Origin of the sequence: Rhizobium leguminosarum (genome assembly GCF_002953715.1) — a bacterium.
GTDB lineage: Bacteria > Pseudomonadota > Alphaproteobacteria > Rhizobiales > Rhizobiaceae > Rhizobium > Rhizobium leguminosarum_V.
This window is the reverse complement of sequence record NZ_CP025012.1, coordinates 3,405,535-3,426,186: the sequence shown is the minus strand read 5'-3', so window position 1 is coordinate 3,426,186 and position 20,652 is coordinate 3,405,535. Positions and strand designations below refer to the sequence as shown.

16 protein-coding genes and 1 pseudogene are annotated in these 20,652 nt (G+C 56.6%); 13 read left to right on the top strand and 4 right to left on the bottom strand.

The features are described 5' to 3' along the window. Nucleotides 1-49: 49 nt before the first annotated feature. From ung to CUJ84_RS17215, 3 genes are all read left to right on the top strand, one after another. Nucleotides 50-751: a uracil-DNA glycosylase gene (gene ung, locus CUJ84_RS17225; RefSeq protein ID WP_105007105.1), complete on the top strand. Its 702-nt coding sequence runs from the start codon at nucleotides 50-52 to the stop codon at nucleotides 749-751. Between the two features lie 239 nt (nucleotides 752-990). Beyond that, complete coding sequence (locus tag CUJ84_RS17220) at nucleotides 991-1,923, top strand: VOC family protein (protein WP_105007104.1); 933 nt, start codon at nucleotides 991-993, stop codon at nucleotides 1,921-1,923. 11 nt (nucleotides 1,924-1,934) lie between these two features. Beyond that, a complete protein-coding gene (locus CUJ84_RS17215) occupies nucleotides 1,935-2,540 on the top strand; it encodes an alpha/beta hydrolase (RefSeq protein ID WP_105007103.1) in 606 nt (201 codons plus the stop codon). Nucleotides 2,541-2,644: 104 nt separating this feature from the next. Here CUJ84_RS17215 and CUJ84_RS17210 read toward each other — a convergent pair whose 3' ends face one another. Further along, complete coding sequence (locus CUJ84_RS17210) at nucleotides 2,645-2,887, bottom strand: KTSC domain-containing protein (RefSeq protein ID WP_012758625.1); 243 nt, start codon at nucleotides 2,885-2,887, stop codon at nucleotides 2,645-2,647. 350 nt (nucleotides 2,888-3,237) lie between these two features. On the opposite strand from CUJ84_RS17210, the pseudogene CUJ84_RS17205 reads away from it, so the two are divergent. Together CUJ84_RS17205 and CUJ84_RS17200 are read left to right on the top strand one after the other, a co-directional pair. Further along, nucleotides 3,238-3,740: pseudogene (locus tag CUJ84_RS17205) on the top strand (TolC family protein); the annotation flags it as partial. Further along, a complete protein-coding gene (locus CUJ84_RS17200) occupies nucleotides 3,741-4,532 on the top strand; it encodes a metallophosphoesterase (RefSeq protein WP_105007102.1) in 792 nt (263 codons plus the stop codon). A 166-nt stretch (nucleotides 4,533-4,698) separates the two neighbouring features. Here the strand turns inward: CUJ84_RS17200 and CUJ84_RS17195 are convergent, their stop codons facing one another. Both CUJ84_RS17195 and CUJ84_RS17190 read right to left on the bottom strand, forming a co-directional pair. Further along, a complete protein-coding gene (locus tag CUJ84_RS17195; RefSeq protein WP_105007101.1) occupies nucleotides 4,699-6,027 on the bottom strand; it encodes a UDP-glucose dehydrogenase family protein in 1,329 nt (442 codons plus the stop codon). 269 nt (nucleotides 6,028-6,296) lie between these two features. After that, nucleotides 6,297-6,896 (bottom strand): transglutaminase-like cysteine peptidase, encoded by a 600-nt coding sequence (locus CUJ84_RS17190; protein ID WP_024319421.1) that lies wholly within the window; start codon nucleotides 6,894-6,896, stop codon nucleotides 6,297-6,299. 308 nt (nucleotides 6,897-7,204) lie between these two features. On the opposite strand from CUJ84_RS17190, the gene CUJ84_RS17185 reads away from it, so the two are divergent. The 5 genes from CUJ84_RS17185 to CUJ84_RS17165 all read left to right on the top strand — a co-directional run bounded on the left by CUJ84_RS17185 (nucleotide 7,205) and on the right by CUJ84_RS17165 (nucleotide 13,944). Next, entirely contained in the window at nucleotides 7,205-8,629 is a 1,425-nt protein-coding gene (locus CUJ84_RS17185; protein WP_105007100.1) for an O-antigen ligase family protein, read from the top strand. A gap of 289 nt (nucleotides 8,630-8,918) precedes the next feature. Beyond that, a complete protein-coding gene (locus CUJ84_RS17180; protein ID WP_105007099.1) occupies nucleotides 8,919-10,130 on the top strand; it encodes a polysaccharide biosynthesis/export family protein in 1,212 nt (403 codons plus the stop codon). 74 nt (nucleotides 10,131-10,204) lie between these two features. Beyond that, a complete protein-coding gene (locus tag CUJ84_RS17175; RefSeq protein ID WP_105007098.1) occupies nucleotides 10,205-10,912 on the top strand; it encodes a sugar transporter in 708 nt (235 codons plus the stop codon). A gap of 51 nt (nucleotides 10,913-10,963) precedes the next feature. Beyond that, a complete protein-coding gene (locus CUJ84_RS17170) occupies nucleotides 10,964-13,240 on the top strand; it encodes a polysaccharide biosynthesis tyrosine autokinase (protein ID WP_105007097.1) in 2,277 nt (758 codons plus the stop codon). Further along, nucleotides 13,240-13,944: a hypothetical protein gene (locus CUJ84_RS17165; RefSeq protein WP_105007096.1), complete on the top strand. Its 705-nt coding sequence runs from the start codon at nucleotides 13,240-13,242 to the stop codon at nucleotides 13,942-13,944. Before CUJ84_RS17170 ends, CUJ84_RS17165 begins: the two co-directional genes overlap by 1 nt. Nucleotides 13,945-14,176: 232 nt before the next feature. On the opposite strand, the gene CUJ84_RS17160 is transcribed toward CUJ84_RS17165, so the two are convergent. Continuing rightward, nucleotides 14,177-14,875 (bottom strand): Ig-like domain-containing protein, encoded by a 699-nt coding sequence (locus tag CUJ84_RS17160; protein WP_105007095.1) that lies wholly within the window; start codon nucleotides 14,873-14,875, stop codon nucleotides 14,177-14,179. A gap of 688 nt (nucleotides 14,876-15,563) precedes the next feature. Between CUJ84_RS17160 and CUJ84_RS17155 the strand changes: the two genes are divergently transcribed. From CUJ84_RS17155 to CUJ84_RS17145, 3 genes are all read left to right on the top strand, one after another. After that, a complete protein-coding gene (locus CUJ84_RS17155; RefSeq protein WP_105007094.1) occupies nucleotides 15,564-17,174 on the top strand; it encodes a right-handed parallel beta-helix repeat-containing protein in 1,611 nt (536 codons plus the stop codon). Nucleotides 17,175-17,544: 370 nt separating this feature from the next. After that, nucleotides 17,545-19,311, top strand: a complete 1,767-nt coding sequence (locus CUJ84_RS17150; protein WP_105007093.1) for a type I secretion system permease/ATPase — start codon at nucleotides 17,545-17,547, stop codon at nucleotides 19,309-19,311. Between the two features lie 15 nt (nucleotides 19,312-19,326). Continuing rightward, a complete protein-coding gene (locus CUJ84_RS17145) occupies nucleotides 19,327-20,634 on the top strand; it encodes an HlyD family type I secretion periplasmic adaptor subunit (RefSeq protein WP_027683434.1) in 1,308 nt (435 codons plus the stop codon). Nucleotides 20,635-20,652: the final 18 nt, after the last annotated feature.

Sequence of the window (20,652 nt, the reverse complement as noted above, 5' to 3'; positions counted from 1 at the left end):
GTTAGAACCGTGTGTCCGTTGTTTCGTCCTATGCGAAGGATTTTCCTAGATGAGCGATACATCCGTCAGTCTCGAGGAGAGCTGGAAGGCTGCGCTGGAGGGGGAGTTTTCAAGCCCCTACATGCAACAGCTCAAATCCTTCCTCGTCGCGCAGAAGCAGGTCGGCAAGCGGATTTTCCCCAAGGGCAGCGAATATTTCCGCGCTCTTGATCTGACGCCGATCTCCAACGTCAAAGCCGTCATCCTCGGCCAGGATCCCTATCATGGACTTGGGCAAGCTCATGGGCTGTGCTTCAGTGTCCGGCCGGGCGTGCGCATACCGCCCTCCCTCGTCAATATCTACAAGGAAATGGAGACGGATCTCGGCATAGCACCGGCACGTCACGGTTTTCTCGAACATTGGGCAAGACAGGGCGTGCTCCTGCTGAACAGCGTGCTGACCGTCGAGGAAGGACAGGCGGCGGCCCATCAGGGCAAGGGATGGGAACGCTTCACCGACGCCGTCATCCGCAAGGTCAACGATGAATGCGAATCCGTCGTCTTCATGCTCTGGGGCTCCTATGCTCAGCGCAAGGCCGCCTTCGTCGATACGACGCGCCATCTTGTGCTCAGGGCGCCGCATCCCTCGCCGCTTTCGGCCCATAACGGCTTTTTTGGCTGCGGGCATTTTTCGAAGGCGAATGCCTTTCTGCAGTCGCGCGGGCGCGCGCCGATCGACTGGCAATTGCCGGCCAATCCCCACGACGCCTAAAGCGCGTCGCAATCTTTCGGGTTCGCTCCTCACGCTTTGGCTCTTTGTTTTTGCGCATGTCGTTATCGCAAAACCGCTGCACAGTTTTGCGCGACATGCTTTAGATGTGAACGGAAGTCGGTGTTCGTTCACTAAAAGAAGACAATGCGTTTTGGTCTGTGGGTCTGTTCTCTGGGCGCTTCAGCGCGCATCTTAGCCTCATCGAAAGCCCGCAACGGCGGGCATGAAAGGGGTCTCACATGCTCGATCAGATCAAGGGTCTGCACCACGTCACGTCGATGGCGGAGGACGCCCGTACCAACAACCAGTTCTTCACCAATGCGCTCGGCCTGCGCCGCGTCAAGAAGACGGTGAACTTCGACGCGCCCGATGTCTATCACCTCTATTATGGTGACGAGACCGGTGCACCCGGTACGGTCATGACCTATTTCCCGTTCCCGAAGATGGCACAGGGCCGTCCCGGTACCGGCGAAGTCGGCACGACGGTGTTTTCCGTTCCACAAGGCTCGATCGGCTTCTGGAGCGATCGGTTTGCCACGCTTGGTGTCGGCGGCCTGAAGGCCGAGGAAAGTTTCGGCGAAAAGCGGCTGAACTTCTCCGGCCCCGATGGCGACGGCTTTGCGCTCGTCGAGGTCAAGGATGATGCCCGCCAGGCCTGGACACATGGCGGCATCAGCGAAGACCATGCCATTCGCGGCTTCCACTCCGTCGCCATGCGGCTGAGGGACGAGGGCGCCACGGCCGAACTCCTGAAGTTCATGGGCTATGAGGTCGCCGAGGAAAGGGACGGCGTCAAGCGGCTGATCATGCCCTCCGGCAATGGCGCGCATCGCATCGATCTCGAGACCATGCCGAACATTGCCCGCGCGCTTCCCGGCGCCGGCTCCGTCCACCACGTCGCCTTCGCCGTCGAAAACCGCGAAAAGCAGCTCGAAGTGCGCAAGGCGCTGATGGACACCGGCTATCAGGTCACACCGGTGATCGACCGCGACTATTTCTGGGCGATCTATTTCCGCACTCCGGGCGGCGTGCTGTTCGAGGTCGCGACCAATGAGCCCGGCTTCGATCGCGACGAGGATACGGCCCATCTCGGCGAAGCACTGAAACTGCCGCAGCAGCACGCCCATCTTCGCGCGTTGCTCGAGCAGCACCTGCAGCCGCTCGAAGCATAAGGAGAGGCGATATGACCGAAACTGGATATGTGCACCGGCTGCATGCCGGTGCACCTGATAAACCCATCCTGCTGCTGCTGCACGGAACCGGTGGCGACGAGAGCCAGTTTTTCGACTTCGGTCGGCGCCTGCTGCCCGAAGCGACGATTCTCTCGCCGCGCGGCGACGTTTCCGAACACGGCGCGGCGCGGTTCTTTCGCCGCACCGGGGAGGGGGTCTACGACATGGCCGACCTTTCCCGGGCGACGGAGAAGATGGCCGCCTACGTCAAGGCATTCGCTGACGAATACCAGGCTTCCGATATTCTCGGCCTGGGTTTTTCGAATGGTGCAAATATTCTTGCCAATGTGCTGATCGAGAAGGGTATCTTCGATGCTGCGGTTCTGATGCACCCGCTCATTCCGTTTCAACCCGAAGCCCAGTCGACACTGGCGGGAAGAAAGGTGCTGATGACGGCCGGGCGGCGAGACCCGATCGCGCCTGTTTCCATGACCGAGGCGCTGTCCGAACATCTGAAAAACCGAGGGGCAGAGGTCAGGACGGTCTGGCATCCCGGCGGTCACGAGATTGCGCCGCTCGAGAGCGATGCGGTTCGAGATTTCCTTGGCGGTTATTGACGGCGCTCGCCGTCTGTCGGCGGGAAACTCGTTTGCAGGACCGGCGAAGGCCGGTCCTGCATCTTTGCTGGAACAAGGATCCTATCGTCGTGATCGATAGGACATTAGGGGCGAGGAGGATATTTGCCCCTGATTGCCTTCATGTAGAAATTTCCCGGTGATTCCGCCATCGTCAACCCGACGACGACGCCCTTGGGAACGCCTTCATATTCTCGCCTCTGACCGTTGGTCAGATAGACCCGTAGATGCCGGCTGTCTTCGTCGTAGGTGATCGCCTCGATAAGTTTCGAATCAACCGCAGTTTCCACTTTGCACCCCGCAGTTTTGGATCTGAGATTCCTGATCAAGAAATGTCATTCACACTCGCAACGCGTCATCATTATGCTGCGCCGCGGGGGCGTCAAGCATCATCTTCTTTAACGTTCATTTTTTCGTGATGACTCTCGTTATAGTTGATTTTTACAGCTTCTTCGGACGCCTCGCCTGTGGAAATCCTATACCTGCGGCTCCTCCATTTGGGGAATATTGGCCGATTATGTCGCGGAAAACGCAATAGTCGCCGGTTTAACGCCGGATTAACCATCATATAGCAAACTATAGCGTAATATTAACCGCAGCACCCTCCCAAGTATGAATGATTACAAATTGCCGTTTCTCGCGACAGTCGTTTTACTATCGTTGGCGAGTTGCGTGAGCGGGCCTGACCACCTGGTCGTTCAGGCCTACCTGCCGATTTTCGATGGTGGACGGCTGCGCGCGAATGTGGAGACTACGAGATCCGATACGAAGGTGCTGTATCTCGCCTGGAAGCAGACCGTTCTGACCGCCATCGAAGACGTCGAGAATGCATTGTCGTCCGATCACCGCGACACGCAAACCGTTCAGGCGTTGCGCGCTCCGGTGAAGACAACGCAGGAGACTCTTGCGCTTTCAATCGGGAGCTACAAGGATGGACAATCATCCTTGCTCGATGTGCTGGATGCGCAGCGTTCGGTGGCGACCAGCCAGGCGAACCTGGCGCAGACGGTGCAGCAAATGGCGAAGGACAATGTTGCTTTGAATATGGCAATTGGTTCCGGTTACAACTTCGATGGGCCGCGATCAGGCCAACTTCTTATGAATACTGACCCTCATGCCGTTGCAGCGATGGATAAGAGATGGATTATTTCCGACAACCCGCCATGCGGTCGGGTCTCATAAATGGGTTACATGTTTAACTATCTAGGGCCGTGGCGACAACAGATACCGATACTGGCTGGCAACCTTAAGAGACGCGCTCGGCTGACGTTTGCCGAAGGCGAATTTGCTGCGGTCTACGCGATGAGCGATGTTCACGGATGTTATAACGAGCTCGTCAAGGCGCATCGCCGCATCGAGGAGGATGCCGCGCGCATTCCGGGGCCGAAACTCATCGTCATGCTCGGTGATTATGTCGATCGCGGGCCTGATTCGAGCGCGGTGCTGGAGTTCCTGAGCAAGACGCCGCCGCCGGGATTTCAACGATTCGCCCTGTGCGGCAATCACGACGCGGAGCTGGTGAAGCTCTATCGCAAACCGGCGCGCATTCTCGAATGGCTCGGCTTTGCCGGACCGGAGACGCTGCACTCATACGGTATCGATATCGAGCATCTGCTGCAGTCCGCGGCTGGAAGCGAAACAATTGCCCGCGTCATTCGCAACATGATACCCGAACGGCATATCCAATTCCTGGAATCGCTGCCGATCATGCTGCGGATAGGAAGGGTCCTCTTTGTTCATGCGGGCATCAAGCCGGGCGTCGACCTCAAGAGGCAGAAAGACGGCGACCTCATGTGGATCCGTCAGCCCTTCCTGGATGAAGGACCGCAGCTTCCTGTGCTGGTGATCCACGGGCACACCCCGGCGCGAATCCCGACATTCGGGCCGCAACGCATCGGAATCGACACGGCGGTTTCGGCGACGGGCCGGCTGACCGTGTTGACGATAAAGGGGACACGGGTCGGGATCCTCTAAAGCATCGTGATTCCCGAAAATCGGAATCGATTTCGGGAATCACGATGCGAGGATTGAAAGAGTTAGAGCGTCCTTTGCGCGTCTGAAAAGACAACGGCGCTGTAAAATCAAACGCCGCAGATTGTGCTCCGCGGCGTCAGGACGATCAGAAGTTCAGCAGGCTATTTCAGGTGTTGGTCACATCCTGATAGAGATTGGTGCCGATGCCGGTATAGGTAAAGCCGTGTTTGCGGACCTCGTCGCTGCGGTAGATATTGCGCAGATCGACCAGGATCGGAGAGCGCATCGACTGCTTCAGGCGGTTGAAATCGAGCGCGCGGAACTGGTTCCATTCGGTGACGATGACAAGCGCATCCGCACCAGCGGCCGCTTCGTAGGGTCCGCTCGCATATTCGATGTTCTCGATCACCTTGCGGGCGTTTTCCATGCCCTCTGGATCGTAGCCGACCACTTGCGCGCCGTTGTCCTGCAGGGTCTGGATGACTGCGATGGCCGGGCTGTCGCGCATGTCATCGGTGTTCGGCTTGAAGGTCAGCCCAAGGATCGCAATCTTCTTGCCGCGAATGTCTCCGCCGACGGCCGAAATGACTTTGCGTCCCATCGCCCGCTTGCGGTTGTCATTGATCGAGATGGTCGTCTCGATGAGACGCATCGGCGCATCGTAATCCTGCGCCGTCTTGGCAAGGGCAAGCGTATCTTTGGGGAAGCACGAGCCGCCGTAACCCGGCCCGGCATGCAGGAACTTGGAGCCGATACGGCCATCGAGACCGATTCCGCGGGAAACGTCCTGGACGTTTGCGTCGACCCGTTCGCACAGATCGGCGATCTCGTTGATGAAAGTGATCTTCATCGCGAGAAAAGCATTGGCCGCATATTTGATCAGTTCCGAGGTGCGGCGGGTGGTGAAGACCAGGGGTGCCTGGTTGAGGTAAAGCGGGCGATAGACCTCGGTCATGGTTTCGCGTGCCCGGTCGTCGTTCAGCCCGACGACGATCCGGTCAGGACGCTTGAAATCCTCGATGGCGGCGCCTTCGCGCAGGAACTCGGGATTGGAAACGACGGCGACATCCGCCGTGGGATTGGTTTCGCGCATGATGCGCTCGACTTCGTCTCCTGTGCCGACCGGTACCGTCGACTTGGTGACGATAACAGTGAAGCCTTCCACATAGGTGGCAATCTCGCGCGCAGCGGCGTAGACATAGGAGAGATCCGCATGGCCGTCGCCGCGCCTGGAGGGCGTGCCGACTGCGATGAACACGACGTCAGCGCTGCGGACACTTTCGCCGACATCCGTCGAAAATGACAGCCGGCCGGTGCTGGTGTTTTCAGCGACCAATTGCTCCAGACCCGGCTCGTAGATCGGAATGCGGCCTTCGCGAAGGGCTTCGATCTTACTCAGATCCTTGTCGACGCAGATGACGTCGTGGCCGAAATCCGCAAAGCAAACGCCTGAAACGAGGCCGACATAGCCTGATCCAATCATCGTGATGCGCATATTTCCCTCAAATCATTAGAGTAGAACGTCATGCTGCGTCGCAGCATGACGATCGTCATAGTTAATCTGGACGAAAAGACAATACCGAAGATCGCCTGAAACCCACATCGAATACCGAACTCCGGGCACCGCAGCTTGCCGCGCGCTGCCCCGTCGATAGCCAAAACATAGGTTTGTGTGGGCGATATGACAAGTCGAGCGGCTCGTCAGAGCAGGCTCGACTTCAATCCGGAAACAGGATCAATCAGTCTATGTCGCTGCCTCGGCCGTTATAGCCGGTACCAGACGTAGGGGTCTGTCCCCGATTGAATCTTGTCCCAGCGCAGATCGGTATCGCGCCAGTTCTTGATGCTGCTTTTCCTGTTGTCGAGGACGAGATCGCCCTTGTCGGTTCTGACGACGAGGACCGCATGTCCTTCACCGGAGGGCGTATATGCCGTCGCGATCCGCAAAGCGCGCGACGACCAGCCCATCGCGATCAGCCGGCTGCGCTTGGTCAAAGCGAAATCTTCGCAATCGCCGCTGCGCACATTCACCTTCCAGACGTCGCCATTCAGTTCGTTGCGGGAGTCGTTCCGGCCGATCATCGTACGATTGACGGCGGTGTTGACATCCTTCAGTTGCAGCATTTGCTTGTCCGTCAGCGCAACGACCGCCAAACCATTGTTGTCGCGGCATTCGGTCGGGTTCTGGGCGCAGAACAGCACCTGGGCGAAAGGCGGAATGATCTTGCCTTTTTCAGAGATATAACTGACCGCCGAATTACCGGTCAGACCGCGGGCAAAACCTGCGGGACCGGCGGCAAACGCCGAGCACGCATTGCCTGCTGTAAGGGCCAGTGCCAGAAGTGTAACGAATGTTTTCTTCATCTCTTAAATCCCCGTCAGGACAACCGATTGAGATCAGGCTTGCCTTTTTTCTCGGTCAATGGCATGGCGATCTGATGATCTGCCAAGTATTGGGCGCAGAATATCTGTCCCGTTTCTGCTGCTTGGAAGGAGCATAGCCGGGCCTTGTCTCGATTGGCTTAAACCTTTCGCGACAATTTTAAACGATGTGGAATTCTGTTACACTTTAGCACGCAAGTGCTTGATGTTCAACTTATGTTAGTACGAGTAAATTAATCTCTTTGGTTGCAATGGCTTTGGTCGCCGTCTACTCTGGTAAACGAATTCACATGTTCTCCAACCTCATCAATAAGCGGGTCTTGCGAGAGGTTTTGCTTTTTGCCTTCATCGGCCTCGTTATATTGACGCTCATACCGTTCGGGAGCGTTACGCCCTTTCCCTTCGCCTTCGCCGCGATCGGGATGTTTGCCCTCGCCATCATTTCGGGACTGCTGTTCAGAGAGCCGAGACAAAGCAGATGGGTTTTCAGTATCGCTTTGTTTCTACTCGTCGTCCTGGCGGGCTGGGCGTTCATCCAAACCATCGAACCGCCCGCCAATTGGTTGGCGAATCCCGCCTGGAATGCCGCGCGTGACCTGGCAGGTGCCCAGTCCGCGGCGATCTCGGTCGAACCGGCCGACACGCTCGCGTCGATCCTCTGGGTCGCCCTGCCTTTCGTCACATTTCTGACCGGGCTTCTCTTATGCGATACCGATCAGCGCGCGCGGAAAGTGCTCACCGGGCTCGGGCTTACCGCGGGCATCATCGCTGTTTTCGGCCTGCTGCAGTTTTTGCTGTTTCCCAACATCCTGATCGTCGTGGAGAAACGCGCCTACCTCGACAGCCTGACTGCGGTCTTCGTCAACCGCAATACCGCCGCGACCTTCCTCGGGCTTGGAACGCTGCTGATGCTGACCCTGGTCAGGGACATTACCCGAGCCTATTCGAACTATCCGCCCGGCGAGCCGGGCCGAAACGCGCTTCTCTTGAGATCGTGGATCTATATCCTGCTCTTGTGCGCATGCTTCACCGCGCTGATGCTGAGCCGCTCGCGCGCCGGGATCTTTGCGACCTTTGTTGCCGCTCTCATCTATTTTCCATGGCTTGTCATCAATTGGAACGGCTCGAGACGTCAGCTGAGACCGGCGCCAAGATGGCGTTCGATGCTGAAGCTCCTCTCGGCGATTGGGTTCGTCGTAGTGTTACTGACGGTGTTTGCAGGCCAGGCGATTTTGCGCGCGCAAGAGCGGCGGCTCGAGGATGATGATCGGTTCTGCATTCTGCCTGGCATATGGCGTGCCATTTCGGATCACTGGTGGACGGGGACGGGGCTCGGAACCTTCCGGACGGTGTTTTCCGCCTACCGCGATCCGGCTTGCGGAATTTTCGGGGTCTTCGACCGCGCGCATAATTTCTATCTTGAAGGATTTCTGGGCCTCGGAATATTGTTCCCGATTACGGCGGTCCTTACCTTCTCGGTGCTTGCCAGGGTGTTCTGGCGCGGGCTCGCCCAAAGACGGCGTCTGAGGCACTATGTTCTTCTTGGCCTGGCGGCGACGGTTTTGGTCGCCCTTCATGCGGCGGTCGACTTTTCGCTGCAGATACCGGGTTTTGCGGTGTTTTACTCCGCCTTCCTCAGTGCGGTTGTCGCGATAAGCCTCGGGCGTAGCAACGGAGAGGCGGACATGGCATATGAGCGGCCGTTAACCACTTAAAGTTTAAATGGATGGATTTTAATAAGATTTTCGGAAAAGATCGATTGTGCAGGTGCGAACGGTTGACTCTGAAACCCAAGAAATTTTATAGCGGGTGCAGCCTTCGGATTGTTGCGACGCCAGAAAAGTCGGACCGAAGTCGGTTTTCGCTTCCTAAAGGGCTCGGCGTTGCCAGCCTGCCACAGTTAGGGGAATGTTAATCGGCTTTCAGTGTTATTGATCGGGGATCGTCTTGTATTTTGTCAGATTGCGGAGCAGTAGCGTCAGGGGCGTCAACACAGGGTATTCTATGGGTTGTTCTCGTATCGGTAGTACACGCGTCGCCATTGTTGTAGCGCTAACGACTATATTGGCAAGCTGCACATCGTTGCCAAGATCCGGCCCCGATCACAAAGATGTTGATCGGGATGCAGCAGTGAAAGTGACAACGAAGGAGCGGCGGGTCGGTATCGACTACGCCCTGATTGATCTCAGCAAGAACGTCCTGTCGTATTTTTCCGCTCCCCAGCCGACCTCCTTCAAGGGGTTTGGCGGTGGTCGAGGCGGGGCGCCTGAAATTCCGCTCGGTTACGGTGACGTCGTTGAGGTCGCCATCTTCGAAGCTCAGTCCGGCGGTCTTTTCATTCCGTCCGATGCCGGTAGTCGACCGGGTAATTACATCTCTTTGCCGAGCCAGACTATCGATAGAAACGGGACGATCACAATTCCCTATGCAGGTCGGGTTCCGGCTGCCGGTCGCCTCAAGGAGACCGTGGAGCAGGACGTCGAAGATCGCCTGGCGAGCCGCGCGATCGAGCCGCAGGTGGTTATTACGACGACGACGAGTCGCTCCAGTCAGGTTGCGGTGCTCGGTGATGTCAACAATCCCCAGCGCATCGAGATCAGCCCGGCCGGTGAGCGTGTTCTCGATGTCATTTCCGCCGCGGGCGGTTTGACGACCAACAATATCGAGACGAATGTGACGCTGCAGCGTCGCGGCAAGACGGCAACTGTCGCCTACACGACGCTGTTGAAGAACCCGGCCGAAAATATCTATGTCGCACCGGATGATACGATCTCGATCGATCATGAGCGCCGTACCTATCTTATGCTCGGCGCCGCAGGCACGAGTGGCCGCTTCGATTTCGAAGAATCCGACCTGACCCTTGGAGAGGCAATCGCCAAGGCGGGCGGCCTGCGCGACGACCGCGCTGATCCGGCTCAGGTCCTGCTCTACCGCCTTGTCCCCAAGAAAACGGTTGCAGCGATGCACGTGGACGCGACGAGGTTTACGGGTGAAACGGTTCCGGTGATCATCCGCGCCAATCTTCGCGATCCGGCAACCTTGTTTGCCGTTCAGCAATTCAAGATGGAAGACAAGGATATTATCTATATTTCCAATTCGGACTCTGTTGAATTGGTCAAGTTCCTTGACATCGTAAACTCGGTATCGTCCACTGTTTCCGGCGTGACCGACGATGCGAATGATACCCGTAACGCGGTCCAGGATCTTGGAAATTGATTGACATAGGCGGGCTGTCATCGATCGCGAAAGATCAATGACGGCGGCCTATATAGCGGATTTGATGAAGGACGATGGTTATGGCAAGGTCTGGTGTTTATCGTAAGCTTGCGTATAGCGGAATTGTCGTCGCGATGTTTGCCGGCATGAATTCAAGCGCTTTTGCGGCAGCTTGCTTGGGTCCGGCAAGTCTGGCTTCCGGCGATATTAGTGGATTTTCAGCTAATCCCGCCGTTCTGCTCGACATGTCCGATCCGTTGGTTTTGTCATCGCGTGTTCGCGCGCTGGTCGGGAGCAGCAATGACGCGCTGTCGCTGGTGATCGAGCAGGCCAAGAAGGCCAGCGCCGCACAGATGGCGGCTATCGGCTCCGGTCTGGCGCGGGCCGCAAACAGCTGTCAGGTGCCGGATCCGCAGTTCAAGCTGGCGATCGAAAAAGCCGTTGCCGACGCGGCGATTGCCGATCCCAATCTCGCGCCGCTGCTTGCCGCCTTTGCGAAGGTTCTCGCCGAAGGCGGGACCGCAGCTCTTGGTCCGGGTGGAAGTGCTGCAGCAGCCGCATCCGGTATCGGCAATGATGGGTCGATTGGCCAGACGGGGCCTGGGGCAGACGACGGTACGCCGTTTGACGGCAGCGCGACGACCGCCGGTACGCTGAAGGTTTCAAATGCCGGCGCAGATAGTTCAACGACCACGACTACGATCGTCAGCACAGGAGCGGGAGGGCAGTCGTCCACCGATCCGACGCAGTCGACGAGTCAGAGTGTCCCGGTCATACAATAGCTGGAATTGCCCGTAGATCTTAGCACTTGACGCCTTTGTTGGAGATCGAAATTGCTATCGCCAGATAAACTTACGCCACGTATCGACCCCTCCCGCGATACGGGAAACGAAGCTGACTTCATCGATTTCGACAAGCTCATCGCAATCGCCCGCCGACAGTGGCGGATGGTTGCGGCGTGCGGTTTCGCCTTCGCCATTCTGGGCATTGTGTATGTCCTGACTTCGGTGCCTGTCTACACCGCCGACACAAGCGTGCTGATCGACCGCAGCGATAGCCAGGTGATCAACCAGCTGGCGGCTTTCGGCCAGATGGACGATGATGAAGGTACTGTCCTCAGTCAGGTCGAGCTTTTGAAGTCCGACACCATCGCCTATGCCGTCGTCGACAAGCTGAAACTCGTCGACAATCCGGAGTTCATGGGACCGAAAAGCTCGCTTTTTTCTGTCTCAACGTTAAAATCCTTCATGAATTTTCGGTCGTGGTTTGCCGATGACGCAGCCGTCGCACCTGATCCGGAAATGAGGCGGCGAGGCGCTGCCGAGACTGTCGCAGGCAATATCGATGTCGAACGCGTCGGCAAATCCTATGTTCTCGATGTCAGCTATACCTCGCAGTCACCGGATCTAGCGCGTGATATCGCGGCTGCCATCGCCGACGTCTATCTGGTCGACAAGCTCAATTCGAAATACGAGGCGACACGCCGGGCCGGCGAGTGGCTACAGGAGCGTATCGAAGAGCTCCGGCAGCAGGCGCTGGACACGGACCTCGCCGTGCAAAAATTCCGCAGCGAGCATGGACTTGTCGAGGCTGGATCCGGTACGCTGATCAGCGATCAGCAGCTTTCCGAGATCAATACCCAATTGATCAATGCGCAGGCCGAGACGGCGAAGGCCGAGGCAAAATATGCGCGCGTCAAGTCGATCATCGACGCTAAGCAGACCGATGCGATCGTCACGGATGTGCTCGATAGCTCCATTTCGAACGACCTGCGCAAGAAGTATCTGGAGGCTTCCAAGCTCGAAACTGAAATTGAGGCGCGGCTCGGTCCCGATCACGTCCAGGCGGTTCGGCTTCGTGCGGAAATGGAAGAATATAAAAGGCTCATGTTCGATGAGTTGAACCGCATCGCCGAGAGCTACCAAAGCGAGCTGCAGGTCGCGAAATCGCGGGAAAATTCTTTGCGCGACAGTGTCACACAGGCGACGGGCGTTGCTGCAACGGCTGGCGAAACGCAAGTGCAGCTCCGCGAGCTCGAGCGCACGCGCGATACCTACAAGAATCTCTATCAGAGCTTCCTGACGCGTTATCAGGAAGCAATTCAGCAGCAGAGCTTTCCGATTACCGCTGCGCGCATCATCACGACGGCGGAGACGCCGACGAAGCCGAGCGCTCCGAAGAGAGCCCTCGTCGTTGCTTTCGCGATGTTCCTGGGTTGTGCATTCGGAAGTGGTATCGCAGCCTTCCGCGAATTCCGGGATCGGTTCTTCCGCACCGGCGATGATGTCCGGGACGTGCTTGATGTCGAGTCTCTCGGTGTCATGCCGCTGATTGAAAATAACGTCGACGATCCGACGCTCGTTGATCCCAGCAATCCGCGAAGCATCGCCAGGGGCGGGAAGACCACGACCTATGTCGAGGAGCATCCGCTCTCGGCATTTGCCGAGACGCTTCGAAGCGCCAAGATTGCCATCGACCTCAGTGCTGCCGATCAGCGCTGCAAGGTCATCGGCGTCGTGTCGAGCTTGCCCGGCGAGGGGAAGTCGACGACATCCATCAATTTTGCCAAGCTCCTGGCAATGCAGGGTGCGCGTTGCCTGCTTATCGACGGCGACATGCGCAATCCCGGCGCCACCCGGGCGATCGGCCGCCATGCCGAGGCCGGCTTGCTCGAGGCGATTGTCGACAGCCGTCCGCTCAAGGATCTGATCCTTCTCGATCCCAAAACAAAGCTGGCATTTTTGCCGACGGTGGCACGGTATCGTGTTCCGCATTCGTCGGAGCTGCTTGCGTCACGCGGCATGGATCAGCTTCTTCAAACGGCGCGTCAAAGCTTCGATTATATTATCGTCGACCTGCCCCCCTTGGCGCCGGTCGTGGATGCACGCGCCATCAATTCGAAGCTCGATGCGGTGGTTTTCGTTATCGAGTGGGGAAAGACATCGCGCAAGGTCGTGCAGTCGACCCTGCTGTCCGAGCCGGAACTCTATGCGAAATGCGTTGGTACTATATTGACCAAGGTCGACCCGTCGCAGATGAAACTTTACCGGACATTCGGTTCGAGCGAGTATTATTATAAGCGCTATTCGCGATACTATACCGAAAGCTGATGTTCCGCGGTCAGTTCGTTTCGGTTACCAGGATCGCTTTCGTTATCGTCACCGTCGTCTTTGTGGTGCTGGCCGGTCGAGAGCTGTACGCTTCGATAAGAACGGCCAGCATCTCGATCGTCGCCGAAAGGATCGAGCGTGGAGAGACCGTCGCGGACGATGTCGTGACCAAATATGCGTCGCGTAGTGTCGACGTCGTTGACGGTCAATATTGCCGATCCGACATTGTGGCTGCTGGCGTAACCCTCGTTCTGGCGCAACTCGATCGGCAGAATGTCAATGTCAACTACGACGCCTGGGCGGCTGCGGCGTCGAGTGCACGTCAGTATCTGCGGTATGCGCTTTCGTGTATGCCGACGAATAGCAATTTTTGGCTTCGTCTTGCGGCCGTGCAGTCGACAATTGCGGAAGAACCGGTCGCGATTGCGGGGATGATGAAGCGTTCGGTTGTGCTCGCGCCTTACGACGAGGTGATGATCCTGACGCGATTTTACTTCTGGAACGATTTCACCGATGCAACACTTGCCGCGGCAAAGAGCGCGCTCGACAGCGATCTCACGACCATGCTGAAACTGGGCGATCGTTGCAGGGTCAATGCCACGATAAGAGAGATCAGCCCGCAGCTTCGTCCGATCTTCGATCCAGCCTGGACGAGCGTCGGAGACGCTGCGACGGCGCGGTTCCGACAGCGTTGCAGCAAGTAAATCAACGAAGCAGGCTTTTGGAGACATTTCCAAGCTCAAACGGCACCGGACTGCATATAATTCGTGCTGTTCCGGGGTGATCGTTCCGAATATTGCCGAAAGCTCGAAGCGGTGTAAATGGTTGCCGACCGTTGAGCACCTACTGCTCATTCTCGTGACGCGGCTCAACTTGTATAAAACAACGCCCGCCATCTGCGCGGCGGGCGTTGTTCTTTAGTTGGTTATCGAATGATCAGACGTCTGCGTCCGCGCCAGTGATGTTGAGTGTCAGAACGCCGACGTCGGTGTGGCCTTCGCCATCGGAGATCTTGTAGAACTGGATGGTTTCCGTGACGTGATCGCCCGGAGCGATATCTGCTGCCAGATCATAGGTGAATGTTCCATCCGCCTTGACATGGAACGTACCATACGTGCCGGCAACGTCGGTCGTTGCGCTTGGATCGCCGTTTACGGTCGTGTTGGCGAACTGGCGGAGGAAGAGATGACCATTGTCGCCGGCAATGTCGTTATCTAGGGCGTTGCCACCGATGGCGTCACCCTCGGTGAAGCTGTAGTGGTCGTCGACCGCGATCGGCTTTACCTGGGTTACGCCCTGAATGTTCAGGGTGAACAGGCCGACATCGGTATGACCGCTGCCGTCGGAAATCTTGTACGCGACTTTCTCCTGGAGCAACTCACCATTGGTGAAGTTGACCTTGGCAGCATCGCTTAGCACATAGGTGTAGCTGCCATCGGGCTTGACGAAGAAGGTGCCGTAGTCGCCCTGGATCTCTGTGATCTGGCTGTTGCCGCTCTTGGCGCCAACGCTCGCGCCGTCGAAGGCGCGCAGAAACAAGTGTCCGTTATCGGATGAATCGTTGGAAAGCAGGTTTCCTGAAATGGCGTCGGTTTCCAGGAATGTTGCACTATCGTCGGTTGCGTGAACAGCCATCGGTTCTCTCCTTGAATTGTTCTTTGCTAGGTCAATTCTGACCTTTAGCGAGCCGCCCGATTAAGGATATCTTAATACAGAGAGTCAAGGGTGTTATTAACAGCAAGTGAACATTTTGGGGTGTATTGTACAATAATGACACACCTTCAATTGGCATAAGACAATGAGGTGCCTGGTGTTTATTGCGTTAATAATAAGTGAAAATGTCAAACGACAGATATGAATTCATGTTTCTTCGGAAGGGAAGAATGTTTATTCAGGGGCAATTTATAAGAATACGTTGAGGTTCTGATGTGCAGATGAGATGTTGATATAATCACTACGGGCTATGGCGTGATATCGCTGTTTTGTTTCGTTGCCCGCTCTATCTCATGCTTTTCGGAGAAGTAACTGATGTCGTTCTCTTGTCACATATGTTTATCAAGTAATGCCTCTTTCGAGGCGCAACTTTTACAAATTAAGATGCGTGTTCTAGAAGATAATCTTATTGCCACTGCCGATATCAACTAATTTGTTCACAATTGTGCAGTGCAACTTTTTTTGCAATGCGAAATATTCGAGAAATGAAGATATTTTGTAGCGGACATAAGAATTATCGCTAGATAGAACGTATTTTAGTGTTCCATTTTAGGAGGCAGAGAGAGGTCCGCGGGTAAAAGGTTTTCCAGTATCTTTGGGAGACCATGGCGTGACCGTCTACTATGTAAATTCGGCAACGGGATCCAATCAGAACAGTGGAGTGAGCGAGCAGGCGGCTTTCGCGACGCTTTCCGCTGTCGAGGCGCTCAAGCTCAATCCGGGCGATAGCGTGCTCCTGGCTGCGGGAAGCGTGTTCAACGAACAGTTCGATTTGAAATACTCCGGCAGCGTCGCCGCTCCCATCACGATCGGCAGTTACGGTGTTGGCGATGCGCCGGTCATTCACAGCAGCAATGACGGCATCCACGGTTCCAAGGCTTCGAATATCGTCATCGAGAACATCAAGATCGCCGATACCGGCGCCAACGCGATCTATGCAGGGAATGTGTCGAACTGGACGGTTCGCAACGTCGAGGTGACAAATACAGGCCTTGCTGGAAAGCCCGGCTCGATCAGCTTCCAAAGCAGCCAGAACATCACGATTGAGAACAGCAAGCTGACCGGGGTGCATGCCGATGGCATTTGGATGGACAAGGTCAACGGTGTCACCCTCATCAACAATACCGTCACCAACAGCCAGGGTGCAGCGGCAGACGCTATCCAGCTCAATGATAGCAGCAATATTCTTGTCAAGGACAATCATCTGGAGCAGACGGAGACCAATAGCGCCAAGGGTGTCCTCGTGTTGGTCAGGGCTGTAAACGCCGTGGTCGATGGCAACACGCTCATCGGCGGCGGCTTTGGGTTGAGTGCCCAGGCGGGCACGAATATCGCCATCCACGACAACGACATCTCGGGATACGGCGGCTATAGCTGGTCCTACGGTATCGGCCTTGGCGATCAGGGCGATGCGAAGAACTATGACATCAGCGGAAACTATGTGCATGGTGGTGTTTATGGCGTGCTGGTTAGCGCAGCGGGCTATCCAAACTACGTTCGTGAGAACATCGATATCCATGACAATGTCTTTGACGACCTGTCCTCGTCAGCGCTGAAGGTTGACAGGTCCGCATCGGGTTCTTTTCATGACAATATCATCGACAGCCTGGTATCGACGCTGACGATGCCGCTCGCAATTGCTGCTCAGAACACGTTCTCCATCGGCGAGAACAAGACGCTCGAACAAGCGCAGGCCGAGCTTGACGGCGCCGCTGGCAGCACGAACAGCAATACGTCATCCAACATTGAGCAGACGCCTACCGTGCCAGTCGTCGAGCAGCATGTGGAAGTACCAGCGCAGCCGCAAACAATTACCCCGGCACCCGCAACGGAAACGCATACCGCGCCGCTGGTTGCGACGCCAAGAATCGTCGCGGTTCATGACAGTCTGAAAATCTCGACCGACACCGGCAGCGCCTATCACGGCAATCTCCTCGAAAACGACAGTGCCTCCAATGGGACTGTGCTGCTCCGCCGCTTCGGTGACAGTGCTGTGGACAAGCATGGGCTGACGCTGACGGGGAAATACGGCTTCATGCATGTCGACTGCGATGGCGACTATACCTATACGGTCGATGCGGCAAAACTCGCCGGCATTAGCGGAAACGTCAGCGAATCCTTCCAGTACAAGATCTCTGACGGTGCTTCGCACATCGATACGGACTCGTTGAGCGTCTCCATCAACGTAGATGCATTCCATAGCTCACATTCGCTGGTCTGAGTCTGTCATCTTCAGAGAGAAATATAGACTGAATATATAGTTAATGCCCCAGTAAACATCGTGTTTATGCACGCGGTACGGCCATCCCTTTGAGCCGTTATTGGGCGGTTTGCGATTTTCACTTGCTTAGGCCGGTATATTTAGCGTAGCGTCAAGTTAGAACCCCTGAAAATCGCGCGCTATAAATTGGATGTTTTTGGTCATTTTTTGGTGGGATTCATATAATAAGTAGTGAGTTTGCAAGCGGAGGATCGGCGCCGGTGCCGCCGATCCAGATGCGGCTGTGTCATTGATCGGGCTTGATGGGTCCGTAGCCGCGGTGCGCTGGCATGTATGCCTATGGGTTATGCGGTAAGAGAGGGATTACTTCGTGTTTCAGAGTTCAGCAGCTGATGTCAGCGAGCCATCCAAAGCATTGAGGAAATGCAAGGGGGGTCTTGTTTTCATTGGAATAGCAAGCGCGCTTATCAATATCCTCTATCTTACAAGTTCATTTTTTATGCTTGAGGTGTATGACCGGGTCATCCCCAGCAAAAGCATACCCTCGCTGGCTGCGCTGGCAATGCTTGCGTTAATGCTTTACGCCTTTCAAGGTGCGTTCGAGGTTCTGCGAAGCAGGATGCTCGTGCGTGTTGCCGGTTCGCTTGACGAGATGGTGAACGGACGTGTGTTCCGGGCACTTATCAAGGCTCCGCTGAAGGTCAAAATCGGCGGCGACGGGCTTCAGCCGTTGCGCGACTTCGACCAGATCAGAACCTTCCTGTCCGGTATGGGCCCGACAGCGATGTTCGATCTGCCGTGGTTGCCTTTCTATATCGTGATCTGCTTCCTATTCCATCCGGCGATCGGATATATCGCGATCGGTGGATCGCTGGTTCTCGCCATCCTGACGTTCATGACCAATCAGGGAACGCGGACGCTCTCAAAAAAGCAGTCTGACTCCGCCAATATGCGGAATGCTTTCGCGCAGACCTCGATCCGCAACTCCGAGGTCATTCACGCCATGGGCATGGCAGGCACGATGGCCGAAATCTGGGACCGCAAGAACAGTGAATACCGGACGATCACCCGGCAGGCATCGGATGTCGGCAATGGATATGCGACCTTGTCGAAGATTTTCCGTATTGCTTTGCAATCGGGGACGCTCGCGACCGGCGCAATCCTGGTCATTCAAGGGCAGGCCTCTTCGGGAATTATCATCGCCGGCTCGATATTGACCTCTCGCGCCCTGGCGCCTGTCGAAGCGGCGATCGGAAATTGGCGTGGTTTCGTTTCTGCTCAGCAGAGCTGGGGGCGGCTTTCGAGCCTGCTGAAAACCATTCCTGAGATTCCAGCCCCGCTTGCGCTCGCTGCGCCTACCAAGCAAGTCACTGTCGAGGGCCTGGCGAGCGGACCGCCGGCGGGTCAGCGCCTGGTCATCTCCGATGTCAGCTTCGGCTTAAGGGCAGGGAGCGCGCTTGGGGTCATTGGTTACAGTGCCTCGGGTAAGTCGTCGCTGGCGCGGGCGATGATGGGCATCTGGCCGACCGTCAGAGGATCCATTCGCCTTGATGGCGCGGCACTCGACCAGTGGGACGGTGACGCACTTGGCCGGCATATCGGCTATCTCCCGCAGGATGTGGAGCTTTTCTCCGGGACCGTCGCGCAGAATATCTGCCGCTTCGCGAAGGAGATGTCGCCCGAGGCAGTGGTTGCCGCAGCGAGGGCGGCGCGTGTTCACGATCTTATCCTTCGTCTGCCGAACGGTTACGAAACCGAAATCGGAGAAGGCGGTGCCGCGCTTTCGGCCGGCCAGAGGCAGCGTATCGCGCTGGCAAGAGCGCTTTACGGCGACCCATTCCTCGTCGTGCTCGACGAGCCGAACTCCAATCTCGATGAAGAAGGCGAGCGGGCGCTGAGTGCCGCGATCATGAGCGTGCGGGCGCGCGGCGGCATTGTCGTTGTCATCGCACATCGGTCCGGCGTTCTGGCGGTCTGCGACTTCGTGCTGATGATGCAGGATGGCCGCATGATCGCGTTCGGTCCCAAAGAGGAAGTTCTGGCAAGGGTCAGCCGGCCGGAAGCGGCGCGCACGCCGATTGCCGAGCGCGTGGCTCAGCTTAAAGTCGTGGTCGACGGCATGAATGCGGCCGAATAGGCCAGAAGGAAGATTGTGAGTAAAGTTATCAGTGAATCGAAACGCTCCCTCAATCGGCATGTTGCCGTTGTCGGTGTGCTGTCTATAGCCCTCGTTTGCGGCATCGGCGGTTGGGCAGCGACGACAGAGCTTTCGAGCGCAGTCATCGGCGAGGGCGTGATCGTCGTCGACGGCGATGTCAAGAAGGTCCAGCACCTGACAGGTGGTATCGTGTCGGAATTGCTGGTTGCCGAAAACGACCATGTGACGGCAGGGCAGGTGCTGATACGGCTCGATGGGACGACGACAAGAGCGAACCTCTCGATTGTCGAAAGCACGCTCGCTCAGCTTTATGCGCGCCGCGCCCGTCTGAAGGCGGAGCGAATCGGTTCCGATTCGTTCGAGGTCGAGGAAAACATCAGTGATCTGACATCCAGCACCTCCGCGGAGAAGCTTCTCGATGGTGAGCAGAAGTTGTTCGACAGTCGCAGGACGGCGCTTATCGGAATGAAGAGCCAGTTGGCATCGCGCAAGGACCAACTGGGCGAGCAGGTAAAGGGGTTGGTCGTTCAGATCAACGCCACCAACGATGCCTTGGGCTTGATTGAACAGGAGCTTGAGGGCATTGATACGCTCTACAAGAAGGGGCTTGTCACGCTTCAGCGTTTGAATACGCTCAAGCGCGCACGCGCCGATCTCCAGGGCAACAGCGGCCAGGAAATCGCAGCAAAGGCGGAGGCCGAGGGTAAGGCAATCGAGATCGATCGCCAGTCGATCCAGCTGGATGAGGATCGTCGTTCGGAGATCGCAAAGGACCTGACCGACGTCGAGGCGCAGATCGCCGAATATGAAGAGCGCCGCGGAACCGCACTCGATCAGCTGCACCGACTCGACATAACCGCGCCGCTGACTGGGCGAGTTCACGAACTTTCGGTTCACACCGTCAATGGTGTCATCGATCCCGGCCAGACGTTGATGCTCGTCGTTCCCGAAAATAACGAACTTACGGTCGAGGCGAAAGTCGCCACCCGCGATATTGACCAGGTTCACGTCGGCCAGTCGGTCGATGTGCGTTTCAGTGCTTTCGATCAACGCACGACGCCTGATGTGAGCGGTGAGATTACCTCAATCGCCCCTGATATCGTCAAGGATGAGCGCACGGGCATCAGCTACTATCCCCTGCGCGTCAAGCCGAAAGCTGAAAGCATTGCCAGGATGAAGACGATAAAGCTCTATCCCGGCATGCCGGCCGAGGTCTTTATCAAGATCGGCGACCGGACCGTCATATCCTATCTGACGAAGCCGCTGACCGATCAGATGCAGCACGTATTTCGCCAGGAGTGATTGGCGGCTGTTTTGCGT

Coding starts and splice junctions, on each gene's coding strand:
- ung (WP_105007105.1), top strand. CDS start 50: ATGAGCGATACATCCGTCAGTCTCGAGGAGAGCTGGAAGGCTGCGCTG.
- CUJ84_RS17220 (WP_105007104.1), top strand. CDS start 991: ATGCTCGATCAGATCAAGGGTCTGCACCACGTCACGTCGATGGCGGAG.
- CUJ84_RS17215 (WP_105007103.1), top strand. CDS start 1,935: ATGACCGAAACTGGATATGTGCACCGGCTGCATGCCGGTGCACCTGAT.
- CUJ84_RS17200 (WP_105007102.1), top strand. CDS start 3,741: ATGGGTTACATGTTTAACTATCTAGGGCCGTGGCGACAACAGATACCG.
- CUJ84_RS17195 (WP_105007101.1), bottom strand. CDS start 6,027: ATGCGCATCACGATGATTGGATCAGGCTATGTCGGCCTCGTTTCAGGC.
- CUJ84_RS17190 (WP_024319421.1), bottom strand. CDS start 6,896: ATGAAGAAAACATTCGTTACACTTCTGGCACTGGCCCTTACAGCAGGC.
- CUJ84_RS17185 (WP_105007100.1), top strand. CDS start 7,205: ATGTTCTCCAACCTCATCAATAAGCGGGTCTTGCGAGAGGTTTTGCTT.
- CUJ84_RS17180 (WP_105007099.1), top strand. CDS start 8,919: ATGGGTTGTTCTCGTATCGGTAGTACACGCGTCGCCATTGTTGTAGCG.
- CUJ84_RS17175 (WP_105007098.1), top strand. CDS start 10,205: ATGGTTATGGCAAGGTCTGGTGTTTATCGTAAGCTTGCGTATAGCGGA.
- CUJ84_RS17165 (WP_105007096.1), top strand. CDS start 13,240: ATGTTCCGCGGTCAGTTCGTTTCGGTTACCAGGATCGCTTTCGTTATC.
- CUJ84_RS17160 (WP_105007095.1), bottom strand. CDS start 14,875: ATGGCTGTTCACGCAACCGACGATAGTGCAACATTCCTGGAAACCGAC.